At 61.9% G+C, this 17,288-nt stretch carries 15 protein-coding genes; 9 read left to right on the top strand and 6 right to left on the bottom strand.

Features of this window, described 5'->3' with window-relative positions; translation table 11 throughout:
• Positions 1 to 18 precede the first annotated feature (18 nt).
• The 6 genes from IMW82_RS13670 to IMW82_RS13645 form a co-directional block, all read right to left on the bottom strand.
• Entirely contained in the window at positions 19 to 3,480 is a 3,462-nt protein-coding gene (locus IMW82_RS13670; RefSeq protein WP_211004904.1) for a conjugal transfer protein TraG N-terminal domain-containing protein, read from the bottom strand.
• 34 nt (positions 3,481 to 3,514) lie between these two features.
• A complete protein-coding gene (locus IMW82_RS13665; RefSeq protein WP_211004903.1) occupies positions 3,515 to 5,020 on the bottom strand; it encodes a conjugal transfer protein TraH in 1,506 nt (501 codons plus the stop codon).
• Positions 5,021 to 5,028: 8 nt separating this feature from the next.
• Positions 5,029 to 6,084 carry a conjugal transfer protein TraF gene (traF, locus tag IMW82_RS13660; protein ID WP_211004902.1) on the bottom strand — a complete coding sequence of 352 codons (1,056 nt, stop codon included), beginning with the start codon at positions 6,082 to 6,084 and terminating at the stop codon, positions 5,029 to 5,031.
• A gap of 111 nt (positions 6,085 to 6,195) precedes the next feature.
• Positions 6,196 to 6,897, bottom strand: a complete 702-nt coding sequence (locus IMW82_RS13655) for a FlhC family transcriptional regulator (protein WP_211004901.1) — start codon at positions 6,895 to 6,897, stop codon at positions 6,196 to 6,198.
• Complete coding sequence (locus IMW82_RS13650; protein WP_211004900.1) at positions 6,894 to 7,472, bottom strand: hypothetical protein; 579 nt, start codon at positions 7,470 to 7,472, stop codon at positions 6,894 to 6,896. The genes IMW82_RS13655 and IMW82_RS13650 overlap by 4 nt, the downstream gene beginning before the upstream one ends.
• A gap of 418 nt (positions 7,473 to 7,890) precedes the next feature.
• Positions 7,891 to 8,955, bottom strand: a complete 1,065-nt coding sequence (locus IMW82_RS13645) for a ParM/StbA family protein (RefSeq protein ID WP_211004899.1) — start codon at positions 8,953 to 8,955, stop codon at positions 7,891 to 7,893.
• 784 nt (positions 8,956 to 9,739) lie between these two features.
• Here IMW82_RS13645 and mobI point away from each other — a divergent pair.
• The 9 genes from mobI (at position 9,740) to IMW82_RS13600 (ending at position 17,248) form a co-directional block, all read left to right on the top strand.
• On the top strand, positions 9,740 to 10,387 hold the full coding sequence (gene mobI, locus IMW82_RS13640; protein ID WP_211004898.1) for a conjugative transfer protein MobI(A/C): 648 nt from the start codon (positions 9,740 to 9,742) through the stop codon (positions 10,385 to 10,387).
• A 339-nt stretch (positions 10,388 to 10,726) separates the two neighbouring features.
• Positions 10,727 to 11,713 carry a S49 family peptidase gene (locus tag IMW82_RS13635; RefSeq protein ID WP_211004897.1) on the top strand — a complete coding sequence of 329 codons (987 nt, stop codon included), beginning with the start codon at positions 10,727 to 10,729 and terminating at the stop codon, positions 11,711 to 11,713.
• Between the two features lie 5 nt (positions 11,714 to 11,718).
• Positions 11,719 to 12,207 (top strand): CFI-box-CTERM domain-containing protein, encoded by a 489-nt coding sequence (locus IMW82_RS13630; RefSeq protein WP_211004896.1) that lies wholly within the window; start codon positions 11,719 to 11,721, stop codon positions 12,205 to 12,207.
• Positions 12,191 to 12,829, top strand: coding sequence for a hypothetical protein (locus IMW82_RS13625; protein WP_211004895.1), 639 nt, complete (start codon positions 12,191 to 12,193; stop codon positions 12,827 to 12,829). Before IMW82_RS13630 ends, IMW82_RS13625 begins: the two co-directional genes overlap by 17 nt.
• 31 nt (positions 12,830 to 12,860) lie before the next feature.
• Positions 12,861 to 13,427, top strand: a complete 567-nt coding sequence (locus IMW82_RS13620; protein ID WP_211004894.1) for a hypothetical protein — start codon at positions 12,861 to 12,863, stop codon at positions 13,425 to 13,427.
• A gap of 144 nt (positions 13,428 to 13,571) precedes the next feature.
• Positions 13,572 to 14,399 carry a hypothetical protein gene (locus tag IMW82_RS13615; RefSeq protein WP_211004893.1) on the top strand — a complete coding sequence of 276 codons (828 nt, stop codon included), beginning with the start codon at positions 13,572 to 13,574 and terminating at the stop codon, positions 14,397 to 14,399.
• A gap of 306 nt (positions 14,400 to 14,705) precedes the next feature.
• On the top strand, positions 14,706 to 15,776 hold the full coding sequence (locus tag IMW82_RS13610; protein ID WP_211004892.1) for an ATP-binding protein: 1,071 nt from the start codon (positions 14,706 to 14,708) through the stop codon (positions 15,774 to 15,776).
• Positions 15,777 to 15,878: 102 nt separating this feature from the next.
• Complete coding sequence (locus IMW82_RS13605) at positions 15,879 to 16,544, top strand: hypothetical protein (RefSeq protein ID WP_211004891.1); 666 nt, start codon at positions 15,879 to 15,881, stop codon at positions 16,542 to 16,544.
• 59 nt (positions 16,545 to 16,603) lie between these two features.
• Positions 16,604 to 17,248, top strand: coding sequence for a hypothetical protein (locus IMW82_RS13600; protein WP_211004890.1), 645 nt, complete (start codon positions 16,604 to 16,606; stop codon positions 17,246 to 17,248).
• The last annotated feature ends 40 nt before the right edge of the window (positions 17,249 to 17,288 follow it).

Genomic DNA, 17,288 nt, shown 5'->3' with positions numbered 1-17,288 from the left:
GTCTGGCGACCTGACCGACTACTTCAACGGCCGCAAGCCGTCTGGGCCAGTCGATGTCTCCTCACGTGCCGGAAGAGGCACCGTCGCCGACGTGTTCACGCCATGCTCGGAGCCCGCGGACGTCAGTATGGTGTTGTAGACCATGTCCCGCTCATTGGCCGAAAGTTTGGGCATTACTTGTCCATACTCATGCGCCATTTCGGGCGTCGCTCCATTCTGGGCCTGAGTCGTATGCACCAGAGCCATTGCCTTCAAGAGGTTCGGATCCTTGTCTCGCCCAAAATCGGACTGCTGGAGGTAGCTCAAATTGCCCGCGTACGCCGCGTTCGTTGCCGCCCGTGTCCCGGGGTCCTTGGTGTTCTGATAGACCGAGTCCGGCGTGATCCCAGTGAAGTCACTGAAGCGGAGCGACCCGAAGTTCTGATGCGTCTGCCCCTTGAACTGGCCGGCGGTCATCGAGTCCCCTTGACTTGCAAGCTTCATAGCCGACTGGACGTTCGTTGGGCCTTCATTGTTCGCCCAATTCCAAAGCCCCTGAACGGACGCGCTTGCGGCCTGGCCTATCTTTCCGAACCCTTCGACGGGTTCTGACTCGCGTGCTTCCGCGCCTTGCTTGATGCGCTGACCCGCCGCCTGCTGGCCAACGGCCGCTTCGTGACTTGACCCGATACCGGCCGCCACCTGAGCGCCGACCGATTGATCGATCTTTCCGCTCTCGGAGTCAAACGCCGCCTTGGCGAAGCCCATCCCAATGTTGCTCGCTTCGGTCGAATTCGGATTTGACGCACCGGACCGACCGACGGCATCCGACGACTGGGCCGCGCGATTCCCTCCCGACATGTTTCCGGCGTTTTGACCAAGGACGGCACCCATGCTGGGCACACTCGGCGCGCGACTGAGCTGCCCCTGGGCCTGCTCCGCCGCTGCACCCGCCGATACCGCAGATCCGACCCCACTGTTTCGCGTAGGCTCTGCACCTGCTCCTGACTCCGCCGAACCCGCCGCGCCGAAACCCGCGCTGGCAAGTGCGCTCACGAGCGCCTTGGCACGGTCACCCTCGTACCCCGAACGCAGTCCAGCGCTGGCTGGTACCTGGCCGCCCAGGACTTGTAGTGCGGCCTGTACTTTGCGTACCTGCGAATCGCCGTTGCGCCACGGCGAGTTGTCGACTTGACTGCTAGCTACCTTCATAGCGTCCGCGCCACCGAATTGGAGCGCATGAGCAATGGTCTGGGAAGCGGTGCCAGCACGAACAATCCCCATAGCCGCGTTGTTGGAACCCATGGGGCTGGCAATGCCGATGGATGCGGTAGCACTGTCCGCCTTCGAATACTGATCTTGGGCGCTCTGAAGATCGCTCAAAGACTTCTTATACGAATTCCCGGACTGGACGGATTGCGCCGCTGTCGACCCATCGCTTGCCTGCTGCGTAAGCGTATCCTGCATGGCGCGCGACTGCTGCACGGAGAAATTCTGATCCGTTCCTGCTTTCGTGGTGACGGCCTCCTGCAACCGCTTTGCGTCACTCATCGAGAAGGTTGAGCCATCGCTCCCAGACATGCCAATAGATGCGCCGATCTTCGTGGCCAGCCCTAGGTTGCCGCTCGCGGCCGCCGACACCATGGCCGAAAATGCCGCCTCGTTACCCTTTGACGCGCTGAAGTTCTGGCTCTGCCCCCATGCCGCCATGAACTGCTGGCTTTGTGTCCCGGAATGGCTGAAAGCCCTCGTACCAGACACGGTCTCACCTTTTGTGTTCGTATACGAGTCAGAGATGCCAGTGGACGCTTCCGCAGCGAATCCGGCAGACGCCGATTGCATCCGTGAACTTGCAGACTGCATAGACGACTGGCGAACGGACTGGCCCGTGTACATTGGCTCGGTCTGCTTTCCGCCGGTGAGCGTCGTCCCCTCCATGGAGTTCGACCCGTATCGCGACTGGACGTCCATCACTGCGCCCGGGCTCACCGCATCCGGCGAGGCGACCTTCTCGTTGACGTGATCCGCACCCTGGAGCTTCCCAGCCAGCGACGTGGCCGCCATTGCACCGCCAAAAATCAGCATCAGGGTCAAAGCAGGTGTCGAAGCCGCAAGGAGCGAACCGACGGCCAGCCAGTTGCTAATCTCCATCTGGAGATGCGCGGTTGCCGCGAGTGAACCAAGCGACATGGAGGATCCACCCTCAGCCGCCGCGACGAGCATCGCCGTCACGCCATGCTGAGCCATTGTGATTTCGAACAAGTTGCAGATAGACATCACCGGCAACCACAGCATCACCCAAATCGTGAGGATGAGGTACTTGCCCACCATCTGAATGCCCCACGAGCCGAAGCCGACCAGCAGGGCCATGAAGGGCGCACACGCATAGATCATCGACTCAAAGAACGCAGTCATCGGGCGCGCCACCGCGCGGAACATCGTTTCGTTCGCGGCCCATTGCGTATCACGTTGCCGCAACGCCTGATTCATCATCAGCGCCGACAAGATGTCTGCGCCAGTCGCCTGGTGGTTGAGCGATGCCGCGGTGTTCTGGGCTACGAGCGTCGACGACAGGGCCACATAGGTCTGCATGTCGGCGGCGCTGAGGCCGATCGACTGGAAAGAATCGGCCATCTGTTGGGTGGGCGGTATGCCGGGAACCAGCACGAAGGGCTTCGCCCGGGGAACGAGCGCACTGACGAATGCGCCGAATGTGTCCGCGCTCAACACCTGATTGGAGACGACCTGAAACCCCGTGCCACACGGATAGTCGGTTTCGGTGCCATTCGCATTCGTGAAGGGGAAGGTCAGAAAATTGTTGTTGTATCCGAGACCGCCAGTCGTCATCGTCCCGAACGTCGTCCACGGGTCGGCGACGTTGTTTGCCAGCGCAAGACTCAGGCGATTCGTGTTCGCGGCGACATACGTGCAGTTGTTCAGATACGAGGCCTCATTCGCCAGGACGGCGGGCAGGGTGTTTGTAGCGCCGGCCGTCAGCGCCGGCAGATTCCACGATTGCACGTCATTGATCCATTCGAGCGTCCGGCCAAACCCGCCGGTACCGTCTGCGCTGCTCACGGAAGGCAAGCCGTATGCCTGCTCCATGTCTTCGGTCAGATCGAGCCCAAGCGTACTGATGACGTGACCCGCGAACGCCACGCCGAATGGCACGTTGTCGACTCGGTAGGCACCGTTGAACACCGTCCCCGGTGCGCCGCCCATGTCATAGATCACGACGTTGCACCGCATGCCGAACATGATCACAAACACGATGAAGGACAGGAATAACCAACTGAATTCCATGCGCTCGAGGCCTGACGCCACAGCCTTGAACCCCGTGAGCAGCAGGCCGAGGACCAGGCCGAGGCAACCCAGCTGCAGGAGCACGCCGGCGTTGCTGAGCATCGCAACGGCATCGAGCACGTGCTTCATATACAGACCATCGCCGATCGAGTAGATCTCGTAGGTCTGGCCGATATTGGCGAACAGATTACTTGGCACTGGCGTCTTCCTGACTTGAGGCGGTGATGGCGGCTCAGCCCGCGGGAGTTTGCGGCTTGAACGGCGGGGTAAGTTCCTCGCTCATCTGTTTGTAGTACTCCAGGGCACCGTTCTTCGCCGAACCGTCCCGCTGGTACTTGGCGTTCAGCTCCAGGTTCCGTTGCATCGACCGATGGATCATGTCGCGAATCGGCGTCTTGTCGATGTTGTCCTTGAGTTGCTGATTCACGGCATTCAAGCCCGAGTCGAGGTCGGCGCTGATGATGTGGAACGCCATGTCTGCAGCCATCTGGTCAGCAAAGCGCATGACGAAGTTTTCCGCTGCCACCGGCGATCGAATGGCGAGCTTGACCGCCATCTGGATGTCCGAACCTCCGAACTGTAGGAGGGCCAACTCGCTGCTTGTGGGTGCGTTGCCTTGGGCGATGTCGTTGATCATCCCGTTGGGATTTCCCAGTGAAGGATCGGTCAGAACGCCGGCGGCGGTGCCGTCCGCGGTCCCCAGCATGACCGTGACGATCTCTTCCTTCAGACCGATGAAGCTCGCGTCTTCTACACGCTTGATGTTCGTGCAGCCTTCCGCGCCATGCGGGTCAGTACCCACGCATGTCAGGCGGGCAACGCTCTTCCCTTGGGTGGCACCTTCCACCAGGTCCGTAATATCCATTGAAGGCTGCCACACGTGGGTGACGAGCTGCCCCTTCGGACCTACTTGCCCGCCAGTGGGTGCTCCCGCTCCGCAGTTGGTATCGTCGGACGTGCAAATGATGATCGTGCCGGTCAGCGACTGGATGTCCTCCATCAGAGAGTTGGGGTCGAGGAGGCTCGAATTGCTCGAGTTGGTCGCCCACACCGCCGTGTCCTGGTTTACCAGCGCTCGCCACACGATGTTGCCGCCTTGGAGGGCTTGCGCGGTCGCGGGATCACCGGCCTTGAGGGCGGCATCAGGCGTCGACGAACCACCTTGTTGCTGTCCGGCCTCCGCATCGTCAACCAAGCCAAGCTCGGCACCGACAATGTGCGATCCCTGTTGGATGTTTGAGGCCATGCTGTCGTCGCCACCCATGTTCATGAGCGACTGCGCGATCTGGCACGAATTGATATTGCCCGAATTGATGGAGTCCATCTTGGCCTGCATTTCGGCCATGATTTTCTCGCACTGGGGGCACATGCTGGTCAGCGCGAGCTTGAAGGCATAGGCAATGGCGGCAGACACGATGGATCGAAGTGCGGCGACCAATTGCGCTTTGCTGATGAAGCTGAATGACCCCATGAAAGCGTCGATGCCACCGCACCCTGCCGAGATGTGCGGTGGCTCGAAGGACACGAGGTTCACGTTCATCAGCTTGTTGCGCATCTGGAAGTCGCCACCGTAGATCACACCGCGACGTGCGCCGTTCGTGATGGAAGGATTGGTGGTGTTCGACATGACGTCGCGGAACAGGCCACGAGACTGCGCGCCCGTGCCGGCGCTTTGCGCGAAGGCACCGCCGACGAAGCTGAGAAGAAGAAGCACAATTAGCAACCGCAGAGTTTTCATAGATGCTCCTAGTTCTTGCCCATCCAGGGTGTCGACGGTGCCTTCGTCGTGCTGTCGTCAAGCGTGTTGAGATCGGCGGCCTGAACGCTGTGGGTACCTGCGGCGCGAAGGGCAGCAAGCACTTCGGCGCTGTCGTTGGGATTCTTGATGCTCTGCGCGCTGAAGGTTGCCGTCAGATATTTCTGCGGCAGACCCAGCATGGCCTTCTGGTAGTCCTGATCACTCAGCCAGTTGTTCGCGCGAGCCACTTCCATCACACGGGTTTCCAGTTCTGGCAACGCGCGCAAGCCGGCCTCCAGAAAGACCACTTGCTTTGTGTCCGGATGCACGAGGTACATCGTCGGCGTTACCGTAACGCCAAGGGCTCGGCCCTGGCCCTGATCGGTCACCCAGTTGGGGTAGTCGCCGTTGACCAGCGGCAGGTTGTCGAGCGAGATGGGCAGCACGTCAAACCCGTACTTCGCCGCCATCATCTTCAGGAGTGGCGTCTGGCGCTGGCAGTAGGGGCAGTCCGACTTGAAGAAAAACCAGATCGCGGTCTTCTGAGCGACCTTCGCCATCGCCTCCGTGCGGCCCCTGTCCACGGCCTGGTTGACGGTGAAGTTTGCGTACCCGGACGTCGGGTGCTGTGACGTCTCGTCCAGTGCCGGGTTTGCGGCGACGTATTGGATGTAGTTGTTTGCAAAGACCTCGGACTTGTCCATCGCCAACTTCTGCACGTACGCGAACAGTTCGACGTTGTCCTTGGTCGGATTGTCGATGGCCCGATCCCGGATCTTGTCGATGTTCGCAGCGATCCAGGCAACCGAACCGATGGGTGGCTCATTTGCCTGTGTGGGGGCTTGCGATTGCGCAACGGGAGGTAGCGGCGGCGGCGCAGCTGTTTCGGATTCAGCGGGATCGTCGTACCAAAACCATCCGTGCTGCTGCGCAGCCGTCGTGGTTGGGCGAACAGAGGTATCAGCCGTGGCCGATGGGGCGGGCGCGTCCTGCGGCACCGTTTGAGCGGATGCACCGAGACACGCGGCCGACAGGGAAATGGCGAGGGCGAGTTTGGCGAGCATGCGAAGATGCTACGGAACCACTCGCTTGGTCGAACACCGAAACCCGGCCGTTTCAGGACCATTTGCGGGGATATTGCACTCGAGCGAGACCTCGCCCGGATGGAGAGATCGCTAGTCTGAGCTTCCCACGGCAAGCCGCAATCGCATCCTTCGCTGGGCAAGGCCGCTCACGCGGCGCGGTACCGGAGTCGTCGATGCTGGGTTGAATACAGGTTGGCCAAGTACGCTGGTGCGCGAGCTGGGCTTGACGACGTCGGTGATCGTCTCGGTCAACCGGCAAATGGGGCACCGGCGTTCGGTGCGTTCGCTGGCTGCTTCAAGGTGACGCGTGTTGCAGACACAGCAAGTCGTGAGCCGGAGCACGCCGGTCTCCATGGCCATGACCGCTTCAACAAGCCGCTCCCAGTCCACATTTTCCACTTGCTTGCTGGCGTGCCCACGCATTGTCCGGACAGCGGAAAGAACGTGGTGTGAAAGCACACTTGGAGATGGCATGACCCGCAACTGCCGCTCAATCAAGCAGGCAAAGACACTGGTGACCAGGTGGAGTTCGATGCTGTTGAAGAGGCCTTCGAGACTCGTCTTACGGCGGCCGACGCGGCAACTGCGGCCGCTGGCCTTGAACAACTTGTGGACGTTGCCATTGGGGATTCCGGTGAGCTTCGTGATCTGCATCGGTGACAGATCGAGATTCACCAGGCCCTGCGCCTGAGCCATCATGCCATCGTGCTTGTCGCCGACCATCGCCTTAACGAATAGCACTTGCAGTTGCAGTGAGCCGTCGTACGCCTTGCCAACCAGTCGCGTTGTCATGCTGCGGCCCCTTCGTAGGCCATGACCCCAAGCCCGGCGATACCCAACCTCTGGGGGTTGGTAGATTCGGCAACCACCATCTTGACCAGTAGGTAGAACGCCGGTGCTGGCGTCATTCTCAAAAACAAATTTGCTCTTGCGAGCCGATGCAACCGAGACGTTGTAGCGTCGCGGATGCCTTCCAAGAGACTCAGATCACGAATACCGAAGGCCAGGCCTGCGCTCCCTGCATCGCGGCGCGCTTCCTCTCGCAAGCAGACCAGGGTGTCGAACTGAAGCTCCGTGGCGGCGTCAACGAATCCATCCGGTAGCCCACAGTGCCGGGTAGCGGCAACGTCGTCCGGATGCGCGAGCTCCTGGCGCAGAGCGGCTTCTCCGCCATGGCCAAATGTCAGCTGCGAGTGGTCCAGCACCGTGGCGCGCTGCTCGGCCGACATTCGGCCAAAGAGATACACCATCTGCTCATTGCGTATGGCAAAGACTTCAAGGGCGACTTTGGGGCTCTCCTGAATTACCGCGACCACAAGGTCGAGGTAGCGAGTCGCCAAGTCTTCGAGATCGGTCTTGAGATGCATCGGTAGTTCCCTCCACCCTGCCCGTTTCACCGGGCGATGCTTTGCTATATATCCCCACAACTTAGCAGAATATTAGAGCTGAACTCCGCTGGTCAACTAGACAACTCAGTTCAGATATTCACTCACGAATGCATCGATCGCGGCCGATCTTGGCGGCTCAGCAGGAGGCTTCTCCGCCGGCACCACGTCCGCATGAGGAACTTCTGCTGTAGAGACGCTGATCGGCAGACGAAGTTCACCCGTGGAGCACTGACCTTCCAGACTCAAACCCAGTGCCTCTGCGTGTTGACCCAGTCGGGCCAAGTAACGCAACCGCTTCCCTCGCGCCCGCGCTCGATACCGCTTCAGGTCATCAAGCAAAGGCAGATCCTGTGGCAGCTTCCACCACAGAATCATCCGGAGCGAAGGGGTCGACACGTCAGCCAGCCTTCCGCTGCATCTCGCTGTAGCGCAGGGCCATGCCAAGGTAGCCGCGCGCGTTGGCCATCACCGGGTTTGGCGTGATCGTCACATCGGACGCCGGGAATGCGCGTTTGGCCGCCGCGTGAAACAACATGGCCGCCCCGCCGGCAAGCAGCACATGGTCCACCACATCTTCGTTAAGGCGCATGGCCGAGGCAATCTTCGACATGGCGATGCGCGCCTTCTCACCTGCAGCTGCGTCGATGAAGGCACGGAACGGTACCTGGATGGCACCCAACCGAAGTATCTCTTCGCCACTTTTGAAAGCCCCGTCGAGCTTCTCCACCGAGAGCGGAACGCCGCCGTGAGCGGCGGAGATTGCCTGGGCCGCGGCGTCGAGGATGGTCGACGTCGCGGTGCGGCTTGACCCTGCGCTGCCGTCGCGCATGCCGCCGCTCTGCATCAGTACCCAGTCCACGGAATAAAACCCGACATCAATCACCAGTACCGTGCGTGTATCGCGCTCGCCCGCCTTCACCGGGACCGGATGCTCACTGAGGAAGCCGGTGTAGCTGCCCATTGGCTGGGCGACCACGAAAGCATTGCGGACTTCGACGGTGCGATTACCGCCAAGCACATGCACGCCTTTGAAGCGGCTGGTGATGACGTCCTTGACCTGCTGGCGCCGCGGACCGACAAACTGGGAACACGGCACACCAGTGACGAGCACGTCGATCGTTCGATGCCCAAGGGCCTCGAGCTTGGCGAGGCCGGCGAGATAGAGCGCCAGGTATTCGTCCGTCGATGGGTACTCTTCGTGGGTCTGGCGCGCGAAGCCGGAGAGGTAGGTTGGATCGATACCGCCTACCCAACGGCGACCATCAGGCAGCAACACCTCTTCACCACCGTGTAGCTGCGGAGCGCCGTTGGCAAGTCGAGGTGCGTGTTCGATCGGAGCGGCTCCGATCGGAAGAAGAAATGCATCAGCGGTGTCGACGTCGCCGCCCTGCTGGGCTGCCATGACCTTGAGATTGCCGTAGCCGACGTCGATCGCTACTGCGGATAGGTGTTTGCTGTTCATGCCTTGTCTCCCTGGCGTAGGTTGCTTTCCGTATGTCGACCCGCGTCCTGCGGATCCATGTTCGCGGTGGCACTCTGCCACAAGGTCGGCGACCGAGCAAACGGCCGCTTTGCAAGCTGCGAACTCGCCGCTATTGTTGGGCGCGCTGGAACAAGACGTCTCCGCGGAGGTCGGCTGACGTCTTATATTGGCGGGCCACTCCAGAAATCCGCCGGTTTTTCCCCAGCCGCCTACGTATTGCGCCCTGACTCAATGCCTCCGACGCCGCTGACTTCGCGGCACCTGCGCAACGATCTAGATCGCCGTCCAAAACGTGCAGATTCGGAATCGTTACGGCGGCAATCAGAGAGCGACTTCCGGAGATTTCGGCAATTTCTAACGTGCAGATTCATGACTGCCACTGGCGTTGATGCAGACCCGAAGCGTCGAATCTGCACGTTACGAAAAGTGAAAAACACGGGAGCCGGCGCGCCAGCTGTGATGCGCGCGGAATCAAATCTGCACGTTACGTTTCCAACGCCTCCTGCCTCTCGACGGAGCTACGAAAAATCAATAACTTATGAGCGCCGCTGGTGAGCCCCGCCAATATGCAAATGCAGGGGTTCTCGCTCACATCACCCGCCAACTGATCGCGTGCCGTCGGGGAAACATTGAAATTTTGGGGGTGGGAGCCGGCCAAGCGCTTATAGGCGCGGTTAGAACCTTCCGCGCAGATAGATAAAGGTAGTAGTGGGCACCAAAATTGCGGCATTGGATAGAACGACTCAACGGAAGGAGACAACGAATGCTGATCAACAACGGGAGTAATTCAGCGGAACTCATCACCACAGCTGAAAGCGTCTTCCAGAAGCTGCAGATGGAGATCGACCGGGACGCGGACGCGCTACAGAAGGCCTACTACGAGGAGAAGGAGATCCTCTACAACAAAGAACTCGACCGCCTGAAGGGAGAGCTTGGCGACCCACACAAAGCGCTCAAGCGCGCCTACGCCCCGTTGAACTTTCATGCGCGAACTGAAGACGATCGACTGGAAATCTACTGGTGGCTGCGCCATCGCCGACCCACTGTCGGAGACGCAAAAGGGGCAGTGATCCGACGCCGTCTTCCATGGGGTGCTGCGAAGACCAAAGATCGCAAGGGCTACTACCTTCCCAATCTGCTCTGCCACGCCAAGAAGTGGGAGGCCCAACTCGTGAAGCAAGTGGAGGCCCACGCAGTGACGCTTCGGGAAAGACGGGCGGCTCTCATCGAGATGCAAAACCGACTCGCGGTATACCGGCGGCTGCTAAACCGCGAGTACGCGGTGCCGAAGGAAGTAGCGCCGAAGGTCACCGATAGCACCGCCACCGATCCAGCCGAGCACCCGCTTGTTGCACCCGCACCACCAAGGCGGTCAAATCCCACCGTCGCAGGAAGTGAGAATGGGAGTTAGGTGACACCTCGCCGCCGCGATACGATCCAGCTGTAAGACAACCTGACCACAAGCCTCGCAAGGACAGCGAGCAAGGAAAGCACATGGATAACAGCGTGCGTCACACCCTCGCAGATTCGCTCCACGATGAGCGTCTGCCCGCTACGCCTCGGCTCTGGGCCAAGGTGCATGCCTACCTCGGACACCCCATCCCGCTGGCCGCGTTGCTTCGCAGGCCTTGGGTGCACCTGCGCCATCCGCTACCAACACTCAGCGACATGCCATCGACCCAAGGCGCAACCGTCCTTCCGTTCCGGTGCCGTCAGGCACCGACCCATTTGTCCACCCAGGAGAGGAACCATGACTGACACGCAGACGTCCGGCCCGCAGCCGACCGGAGACAACAACGCCATTACACAGGCGGCGATCGCCATCAAGGCGATGGCGGAGGAGTACCACGAGAAGACCAGGCGCGACGCCCGCTGGACCAAGATCAAGCGGGTATTCATCGTCGCGTTCTTCGGCACATGCCTCATCGGTTACTGGGCCGGGCTCAGTCGGTTCACGTCCAAAGGGCAGATCGGCAACCAGTCTGTGCCGTCTGTAGCGGTCATCGACATTCACGGCGAAATCCAGACCGGCGGGCTCAACGACGCTGACCACGTGAACCCACTGATCGACAAGGCCTGTGCTGACCACAACGTCAAGAGGATCCTGCTAGATATCAATTCTCCGGGCGGTTCGCCCACGGAGGCGGAGCGCATTGTCAGTGAAATCGCGCACTGCAAGTCGCTCCACAAGGACAAGGCCATCGACACCCTGGTCGAGTCCATGGCGGCCTCTGCCGGGTACATGATCGCCATGCACACGGACCGCATCTATGCCAATAAGTACGCGGTGGTCGGCTCCATCGGCGCGCTGATCACTTACTTCGATGCCAGCGACCTCGCCCACCGTCTTGGCATCAACCAGGAGATTTTCCGCTCGATGCCTCTGAAGGGCGGTCCGTCCATGTGGACCAAGACGTCGGCTGAAGACGCAGCGATCAACGCCGAAATGGTCAAGGCAATGGGAACGGACTTCCTCAACGATGTAGTCAAGTCGCGTGGCGACAAGCTGAAGGTTGACCGTGACACCCTGTTCTCCGGTCGCATCTGGACCTCCGACCAGGCGCTCGCGATGGGCCTGATCGACCAGCAGGCTGTGATCGAAGACCTGAAGCAAGGCCCGATGAAGGATTTGAAGTTCGTTCACTACGACGACCGCTCGCCTGCCCAGAAGCTGTTCAACACCGAGGCCTTCATCCATTCGGTGATGTCGGCTCTCAATACTCCGACCATCCGGTAACGACCATGAAGTCGCGCCAGCACAACCGTCCACGCTACGACGCCTCGTACCTTCCAGCGACCAAGCTGGCAGAGCTGGGCTACTGCGAGACGCGCATGGTGCTGGCGCGCCGTATCGGGCCACGTGTGACCAAAGAGCAACAGTGCGCACGGGATGCCGGATCGGCGGAACACGCACGATTCGACCGACAGGTCAGGACACAACACAACCGGCCGGTGCCCGCACAGGACCGCCGATGCTTCATTGCCACCGCCGTGTACGGTGCGGACGACGTTCGCACGCAACAGTTGCGGGATTGGCGCGATTCGGTTCTGGACCGTTCGACCACCGGTCGCCTGGCCATCGCGGCGTACTATGCGTTCAGCCCGTGGATCGCACGGCTGCTCGTGTGGGCACCAGAGCTGCAGCGTCCAGTCAGAGCTGCACTGGATTTGTTCCGTCAAGGATTGACGGTTAGCTCGACCCAAGGAGAACACCATGACCACGATGGCTAAGGGCACCGGCACACTGTCGGTTCCTGCAGTAGACCCCAGGGATCTGCTCCTGTATGGCGAGGCCATGCAAGCGGACCGGCACTACACCGACCTGTCGCCCTTCTGGGACAAGGCCGTACACGATCATCAGTCCGGTCGCGACGGCGTGGCGCTGCAGCGGGCGATGCTCTACATCACGACCACCGAGCTGCGCGGTGCCGACCAGTCGCGAGCGCTTGTGCAGGAAGCGCAGCGGAAATTCGTTGCGCGCAACGAAAAGCTCATGGCGCTGCCGACGGACTTTGATCAAGTGCGCTCAACGGCTCCGAGCCTCTGGGACCAGCACGACCACCTGGTCGCCGTGGGACGCACGCTCGCTGATCAAGCCCTCGGTGCGGCGATGTCGGTCAGCCGACTGCTGGCGACCTCCCCTCTGAAACAGCTTGACCGGACGCTGGTCTGGTTGTTCGAGCACAAGACGAAGGCGAGTCTGGTGTGGACCGAGCGCTCACGGGAGATTGCGCTGAACCGCTTTCCGTGGCTGGCCGACCATCGCATCGACCTGAAGCTGGTCCGCAAGGGATCGCATGCGTCGGCGTGGACGGTGGCGTACACCGCCTGGGACGACCACCCGGACGCGTGAAGGGAGAACGACTGTGACCATGGATGGCGCAATGACTCTGCTACTGCTGATCGTGCTGCTGGTGGTCGCCTGGTGGCTGCTGGGACGGGATCACCGGTCCCCTGCCGACCGCGATTACGAAGCAGACGAGCGAAACCGTATGCCGGCGGAGCTCGCTGACGGGAAGCTCGTCCTCTCAGAGCAGTACAGGCGCACCGACGTTCCGCGCAAGCTGGGTGCTCGGTTCGACCAGGTGTTCCTGACGCCGGACGGACGGTTGGTACCGGTGGACACCAAGCGCCGTCGCCGTACCCGCGTCACGCCATACGACCAGATCGAGGTATCGGTCCAAGGTGCCGTGCTTCGCCATGGCCGGCCTGGCCCGTTGAGTCGCTACGAGGTGGCGTCGTATGGCTACCTGCGGATCGTTCGCGAGAGCCTGCCGACGGTCTACCTCCGATTTCCCTTGCTGGGTGACTGCGAACTCGAAGCGCTGGTTGACCGGTATCAGGGGATTCAGTCCGGTGAGGTCGAACCTCGCGCCGCACGCAGTCCGGCGATGTGCCGCAAGTGCGCCTACCGTGCCGACTGTTCGGCCGACGTCGCTCGCCTGCGCTGACCCGTTATCACTGGCACCAGTCAGCACAGGACAGAGAGTCCGATTTGACCCAGCCTGCCGGCGCGGCCAGACCCTTTCGAACGCAACTTTGATCCCCTGGCATACCGCCTACCGTGTGCGCATCACTTGCCACGCGGAGTCAGCATGTCGTCCACGCCCTCGTTTACTGCCGGCCAGTCGGCTTCGGATCGCTACGCGGTGCTTCGAGCCTATGCCGCCTCGATGGATACCGCCTGCTCTCGGCTCGTGTGCACCGTGGTGAACTTCAACGCAACCGTGTCCGCCAATCCGTGTGGCGTGCACCTGCCATATTCATCGCTGAAGCTCGATAGCGCTTTGCGAGAGGTGCCGGATTCCCTCCTCGCCGAGATGGTCCGCCTGGTTGGATTGGCGCTGTCCTCGACGGGAACGCCGATCGCGATCGACCTGCAGCCCTATCGGGAACTGTACTTCGGTCGCCAGAAACTCCGTGACACGGAACCCTTTTCCTGTCTCGACGTGGTTGAGCGGTTGTGGGCGGAGTATGCGAGTCGCGGAGAGGCGATCAGCTTGTCGCAGGCCGCTCACCGATTTGCCAGTACCTTCGGCTTGCGGGGAAAGGTCCCTGGTGCGCTGGTAGCTGGCTGCGTGGTGCTGGTCTGCGGCACCCATGTCGATCACACGTGGGAACCCGCGCGCTATGGGTACTCCGCCCGTGACCGGATCCGTGCCCACCTCGCGGCGCTGGTCGAGTGCCTCCCATTGGTTGACCCTTCCCTTTCTGCGTCTCAACTGCAGAGTGAAGTCGAAGCGTTCACGGCGGAGATGGACGATCACCACTGGGCACCTTCCGCTGGCGTGCGTCGACAGGTCGGCGGCATCGCCATTCGTCCGTACCAGACCAGCGTGAAGTACCACGTCCCACAGGCATTGGCGCAGGCATTGAACCTGTTTGCTGCCGAGCACGCAGCGGAGTACTTCCTCGCCGCCTGACCTGGGGGCACGCGGGTGCCTGTCGCCCCTGGACGATGTCGCGTGTGTGTCACCCTCCCATGGTCTCCTGAATGCCGCCACCAGTCGTGTGCGGACCGCACATGCCGTAACTGCCGTCATTGGGGCAATTAGCACGGATTCGGCATCTGAGCTAAAATTAGCTGAGTCCAGCTACAATTATGCGATACGCGGAAATGCCGCTAATTCCAGAGGTGCACCGCCATGGCTCTACCTGATCGCCTACCCTACTTCCCCCGTCCCGACCTCCTTCAGTCAATCCTCCGCCTGCTGCTGTCAGGTGCGAATGTGACGCTGTTTGCCCCTCGCCGGCACGGCAAAACCCAGTTCGTGCGAAACGAGCTGCTCCCGAACGTCCATGAATCGGGCTGGTTCGCGGCGCGGGTCGACCTGTGGCGCAACCGAAAGGAGCCAGCGAAGGGTTTGGTGGAAGGCTTGGAGGCGATCGCCTACGCGGAGAAGAAGACCGGCGTCCTGGGTACCAAGCTCAACCTGAAGTCCGTCCGGACCAAGTTCCAGTTGCCTGGCGTCGACATCGAGGGCGAGTGGGTGCCGTCGTCGGAGACACCGACGATTCCCGATGCCAACCTCGAGAACCGCCTCGCCAACGCGCTGCACCGGATTGCGGACCATGGCCAGCACGCGCTGCTCGCGCTGGACGAGTTCCAGGCACTGGCGGAGCCGGGCAACGAGAACTTCATCGCAGCGTTCCGTACGGTGCTGCAGGACCTGGAGGATCGCCTGAGTGTGATCTTTACCGGGTCGTCCCGCGACGGACTGAACCGCCTCTTCCAGCGCGCCAAGGCTCCGCTGTTCCGCTCCGCGGAATCTGTTGCGCTCCCCAACCTCGGCGACGACTTTGTCGATTCCCGAGCCGACTACCTTGCCGACGTGGCGAGCCTGACGGTCGATCGCGACGCACTGAAGCTTCTCTTCCCACGATTGCGCTACACCCCCCAATTCCTCAACGAAATCGTCAGGGACATGCTGGTGGCGGGCGACGCCGACGTGAACGCCGCGCACCGCCGCTGGCTGGAGGGCATGCGGCACGGGGAATACGCCGATCTCATCGACGGCCTGGGCGACGACGATCTTGCCGTCGTGCTGTGGCTGGCGACCAGTGGCGAGAGCTCGGTTTACACCGCCGAGGCGCGCAAGGTGATGGGCGGCTTCATGGCCACGGGTGGCGAACCAAGCGCGTCGCGCGTGCAGTCGGCCGTTCGCCGCCTGATCCAAGCCGGAACGGTGGATCCCATGGGCGTCCAAGGCTCCTACGAGCTGGCCGATCAGGGATTCCAGATCGTTCTGTCCGAACTGGTCGGACCGTTGGTCATCAGGCGCGCCGCGGGCAAAAGTTAGTCCACGGACGGCGGCATCGCGACGGGTGGCTCAACTGCGCTGATCTTTGCGAGGTCGACGTCGGGACCAGAATGCTCCCGATATCCACACCGGAGCCACCCCATGCGCGATTGCAACCACCTGTTGCCCCTCTCTGATCTTCGTGACGCGGTCGAAGCCACGCTCGATGCAGGCATCCGCTTCACCGATGAGTTCCAGTCAGCCTGCCGCTCGACGTGGAACAGCACCCTGCCCGTTCGGGAAGCGCGGCTTGCGGACGTGCAGCTGCCGCCGGATGTCTCCTGGGAGACGTACCGCGACCGCTGCAACGAGCTGCGTGCCGAACTGGTGCCGAGCGAGCGTGGTACCTGGGTGGTGATCCGCAGCCACGGGCCGCACGGTGTCCTGTTCCACACGCTGGTTGCCGACGGCCTGGGGCAGGTGCGTGGTGAGCGCAATGGCTGGCTTCAGGAGCCGACCTTTCCGGAGGTGATCACTCGCCTGATCGAGGACGAGGTCTACAGTCTGCGCCGCTACGTGGAGGAGGAGCGCAGGACTGCTGCCGCTGTGGCACGCGTGGCAGACCTGAAGCTGAAAGTCGGCATGACGCTGCGAGGCGTGAGCCTGGGTGAACACACCTATTCGAGCGGTGTGGTCGTCGAAGTCGATCGCGGCGCGGGGCAGGTCGGCCTGACCCTCACCAAACGGGGCTCCCGCCGGCGTGTCCAGTACACGGTGTCGGCCTGTGACTTGTCCTTCCGGGATGCGCGGCTCCCTGCAGCAGCCTGACGCGTTCGTGCGAAAGTATGTCCCGTGCCGACCAGGACACCCCATCGACGGAGGCCTGCATGTCACCTGCCGACAGCCCAACTCCTGCGCCTGCGGACGTCGCCGGTGCGCGTTGGAACCTGGTGCTCGACGCTGTGTTCTACGTCCTCACGGGCCGTCGGCTCGATCCAGGCCAAGTGGGCGACACCAAGCCGGGGACGGTACCGGCGACCGTCGCGACCGCAGCCAGGCTCACCGAGGTGCGGGCGCATCCCGTGGAAGCGGAAGACCCTGAGGGCGATAGCTGGGCGGTCGAGTTGGCGTGCGCACCCTTCGCCGCCCCGGATCGCCTTCGAACGGTCACCGAGCATCTCGACCTCACCATGGTCGCCCACCTCGGCTGCCACGCGGAGCGCGGGGACGCCGGCACGATCCTTGGACTGGCAACCGGCGCTGAGCTGACCGTTGTCTTTGCTGGTCACCGACCGACCGAAACCCTGTGCATTGGCGAGTCGTTCGATGCCCACGTGCGCCTGCAGTTCGAGTTCGGGTCCAGTCGGGCGAGAGCGCGTCTTGAGCAGACCGAGGTACAGGCGATCAACCAGGCCATGCTCGCGTCGTTGGCCGCCGAGTTGCCGGGCATGCCGGATACGCAGGCGCGCGCGCTCCTGGCCGACATCGAGGCTTTGGCTGAGCAGCTGCGGCAGCGCACTGGCGAGACTTGATCAGCCAACCCGCGGACACCGTCTCGTGTCGCGACCGGAC

The organism is Rhodanobacter sp. B2A1Ga4 (assembly GCF_018101315.1).
GTDB classification, from domain to species: Bacteria; Pseudomonadota; Gammaproteobacteria; order Xanthomonadales; family Rhodanobacteraceae; genus Rhodanobacter; species Rhodanobacter thiooxydans_A.
This window is presented reverse-complemented; position numbering and strand designations above follow the sequence as displayed.